The 4,151-nt window shown below is 45.6% G+C and carries 2 protein-coding genes; both read right to left on the bottom strand.

Annotation, left to right across the window (positions count from 1 at the left end; translation table 11 throughout):
• A partial coding sequence (locus V6C93_RS29055) for an AAA-like domain-containing protein (protein WP_333480157.1) occupies nt 1-3,185 on the bottom strand: 3,185 nt, incomplete at its 3' end.
• Nucleotides 3,186-3,411: 226 nt separating this feature from the next.
• On the bottom strand, nt 3,412-3,984 hold the full coding sequence (locus tag V6C93_RS29050; protein ID WP_333480156.1) for a Uma2 family endonuclease: 573 nt from the start codon (nt 3,982-3,984) through the stop codon (nt 3,412-3,414).
• Nucleotides 3,985-4,151 lie beyond the last annotated feature (167 nt).

Below are 4,151 nucleotides of genomic sequence, written 5' to 3'. Positions count from 1 at the left end.
CGCTGGGCTGGCTCTTGAGCCAACCCAGCGAAATACTCTAAAAGCAGGCGATGGATGAAAATATAGCCTCCGCCTACTTTTTGTAAAAAGATAAGCTGGGTGGCATAGTCGAGGAAATGCGCATAATTCCAAGGTATATGGCCATTGGAGTACAGAATAAGACGCAGCGTGAAGTGTTTTACCCAAGGTTCTCCTGCTCCAACTAGCCCAAACAGTAACCCAATAATCACTCCACAAAGAATGGGGATACCAACTAACCAAGAACCCACGGCTAGACTCAAGGCGCTGATCATCGCCAAAGCGATCGCATATCTAGTAGACTGCCAAATACCTTGATTAGGTACTGTACTCGTTTCTATGCCGGAACCTGTTAATCCCCGCAACAGGATAAAAATCAAAGTAGCACTCAGTGCAGTCCTCAGTCCAATTATCAAACTTTCAATTATCAGATCGATACTCGGCTCAACCATCAGGCTATAAAACAGCACACTGGTTAGCACATCAAGAAATCCTACAATTAACCCAAAACCTAGCCCAATACTCAGATGATCTTTTGCTTTTACCCATGACCACTTTAGGGTTTCAACTGGATTAATCTGACTACTAATCCACCCAAAAATTATCCCGGTAATTATTCCACTACTCACCCCAAGCATTAACCCAGCCATTAGTCCCAAGTATGAGCCAATCAGAAGCCCCACAATTAACCCAATACTAATACCACTACTAAAGAGAGCAATGAGTCCCAGCCCGATCGCATAGAGCCATTTTTGATACAGGGTTAGCAACGAATCCGGCTGCATCCGCTCAATTAAAAACACGGTTTGCGATTCCTGAACCATCCGTGTAGCTAGCCAAATCAGCCACCGCTTAGCTTGCTCTTTCGAGTAGAAACGATTAGCCCCCCGACGGTCAAACATCCGTTCCGTGTAAGCATTAAATAGATAGGAGCAGAGTTCTTCGCGATCGCGCCTAGGCAACTCCTCAAGAGAAACATCCTGGAAAGCAAGAGTCATAATGCTGAGCATTAGGGGAGACTGAGCTAACTCTTGCAGTGTGGCATTGGTACGCAGGGCAGTACTGAGGGCTGTCAGTTTTGCTCCAGCCGCGATCAGGTAATGATGAATTTGCTCTAAGGTTAGCGGTTGCAGATAGATAGCAGCTTGGAATCGCAAACGCGTCGAGAGGACTTCATAGTCCTTAATACGACTACATACCACTATCTCAGTCTGACCATAATCCTGATTGAAGCGATTGATGGCATCAACACATCCTTGCCGATGCTTGGCACTGACTTCATCTAACCCATCGAGTAGCAGCAGCAGTTGCTGTTGTTTCACCCAAGTGTGACCAATTTCTGGGGACACCTGATATTTAGTATGTAGTTCTTGCACGAGCCAATCCGCGAAGGACGTGGCAGAGTTCTGTTGGGCTAAAGCTAGCTTGTGACGACTCCAAGAGGAGAGATTAAATACTACTGGTATCGGCTGAGTCAAGTCTAACTCCGTCCGCTCGATCAAATCTTTAGTGAGTTCCAACAGGGTTATGGTTTTGCCAGAGCCCGGTTCCCCTATAATGAGCAGTGTTCGCCCCGCTCCGATTTCGTCAAATTTATCGATGAGGCAAGTGCCTGGGGGAAGTGGATGCGATCGCGTTTTGTGCGGTTCCAGAGGCGATCGCATATCGCTACTCTCCCACGCTAAACTCCAAGGACGAACCACAGCGTCCAGTCGTTCTTCTAAGCCCAATTCAATGAGCGCCCTACCATGCAATGAGGTTTCCAGGACGCCTTTAATCCAGTAATTTCTCACCTTGTTGAGCAAAATCTGGCGGTTACGGGACTCTTGCCGACTCAGGGGAGAACTTGGTTCTAATCTTCTCGGTTTAGTTGGGATGCGAGTGTGTGTTTCAACAGGAGAATTCAGACTAACTTGACTCTCCGGTTCGTCTAACGTTGGAGGTGAGGGACACTGGGCAGCAACCCAACTTTGATTAAAAACAGCGGCATAGATACGATTGTAAACTTTTAATTTACCCTGTTGCTTGACCACTAACCCTGTCAGCCGCAATTCGATTTGTTCTGGCTCATTTGTAGCTTTCACCTCCCCGTCTTCGCCACCCTCGCTTACCCCCCTAATCCCCCTTGTTAAGGGGGGAATATGAAGAGTGTCTTTTATGGTTCCGGGGATAGCGGAGGTCAAAATTTGCTGATATAGCTGTAGTAGTTGATGCTTGTGTTGGCTACTGTAAAGAATGCGATCGCGTATCGTCCTCAAATGCTCCGGCTCATCCTGCGTTTCCCAATTCTCAACAATCCGTTTCTGCACCAACTCCTCTACCCACTCAGCAACTTGGGATTTATCTTCTTTTTTTAAGAGGGGTAGGGAGGGATGGATTTCTGCTTGTTGAACGACTAACTGACAAATCTTCTGAGTGAGAAACGGTTGCCCACCTGTCCAAGCCAAAACTTCTTGTAGAACCTCTTGGGCATTGCTAACTTTTTGCGCCAACCCTACAACCAAGGGCTGGGCTTCCTGGAACTGAAAACCTGTTAATTCAATGGCTCGACCAATATTAAAGGGAGTGCGTCGTTTATCCTGAATTAAATCTGAAGGTGTTGCTACTCCGATGATGGCAAAGGTTAGTCTTCGGTAATTTGGATTATCTGCCCGCTTGTTATAGCAGTCGCGGATAAGAGCTAAAAAGTCATCAAGGTTGAAATTCAAGCTCAGTATACTATCGATTTCGTCAATAAAAACAACAATATCTTGTGGAATTAATCGGAGCAAAACGTCTTCAATAAACTTACTCAGTCGTTGAATATAAGACAGTAATCCACACTCAAACCACCAAGTATTTAAATCAAACGTTTCATACAAATTAAGGCTGCTAACAATGCTGTCTATCACACCGGCATACCATTGCTCTGGCGTAATATCTGAAGTACCAATGGCGGTAATATCGATCGCAGCACAAGCAATTCCCTCAGCTTGAAGGTGCTGCATCGTCCGCACCCGGAGTGAGGATTTCCCCATCTGTCGGGAGTTGAGTACATAACAGAATTCCCCTGCCTTCAAGCCTTGATAGAGTTCGTGATCGGCTTGTCGCACGACATAGGTGGGGGCGTCATGGGGTAGGCTTCCTCCCACTTGATATTCATAGGCTGGGTTAGGGTATGAGTTCATCAGCCGACTCCAAGGTAATTGCCCCAAGGGGCAGCGTGAAGCGATCGCAAACGTATAAGGAATAACTATTCAAACAACGACATCTGTCAAGTATTTTATTAAATTCTTAATATTTTATACATACTTAACCCATTCGCTTCTCTTCCAAGTTAACCGAGCAACTGAGCGCTTCGTTTGGGGTGAGTGCTTTGTCTGTGTGCAAAAAGTGCGATCGCTCACACATCCACTAAAGAAGTTCGAGATTGAGTACAAATCCAGGTAAAACATCTTCTCCTGATAAGGTTGTCGGAGATTGCAGCACTTCAACGTCCTGTCCTTGGCGATAAATTTCGACTCGACGAGTTTTAGGGTCAATTAACCAGCCAAGTTTTACCTCGTTTTTCATATATTCCTGCATTTTCTCTTGTGTCGCCTTTAAAGTATCGGTAGGCGACATGAGTTCTAACACGAAATCAGGAGCTATAGGAGGAAATTTTTCTTTTTCTTCTGGAGTAAGAGTATCCCAGCGTTCTTGCTTAATCCAGGAAACATCAGGGGAACGGTCTGCACCATTGGGAAGTTTGAAACAGGTTGAGGAATCAAAGACTTTACCTAACTTTGTTTGTCGGTTCCAAATCACAAAGTCAGCGGCGATTTCAACGTTACGATTCCCGGTTTCTCCCCCTGTGGGTGGCATAATAATGAGTTCTCCCTGAGCGTTGCGTTCAAATTTAACATTAGGATTGGCTCGACAGAGTTGGTAAAATTGCTCGTCGGTGAGTTCAATGATGGGGTTGAAGTTTACAGTAAAAGTAGTCATAGGAATAGTAGGCTTGTAAACTTATTGCTTGGTGCAAATGCGATCGCACAGATGCTTGTCGCCCTCACTCACATTGAGGTTGTTTCGCAGGTAATCGCGCACCCAACTACAACCGAGTTCTATTAGGCTATCTAGATTCAAATTCCACAAAATCACCATGCCGTCAT

Origin of the sequence: Allocoleopsis sp. (assembly GCF_036703385.1) — a bacterium.
Classification (GTDB): domain Bacteria; phylum Cyanobacteriota; class Cyanobacteriia; order Cyanobacteriales; family Coleofasciculaceae; genus Allocoleopsis.
This window is presented reverse-complemented; position numbering and strand designations above follow the sequence as displayed.

What these genes read in the sequence shown, in the direction of transcription:
- V6C93_RS29050 (WP_333480156.1), bottom strand. Translation starts at nt 3,984, where the DNA reads ATGACTACTTTTACTGTAAACTTCAACCCCATCATTGAACTCACCGAC.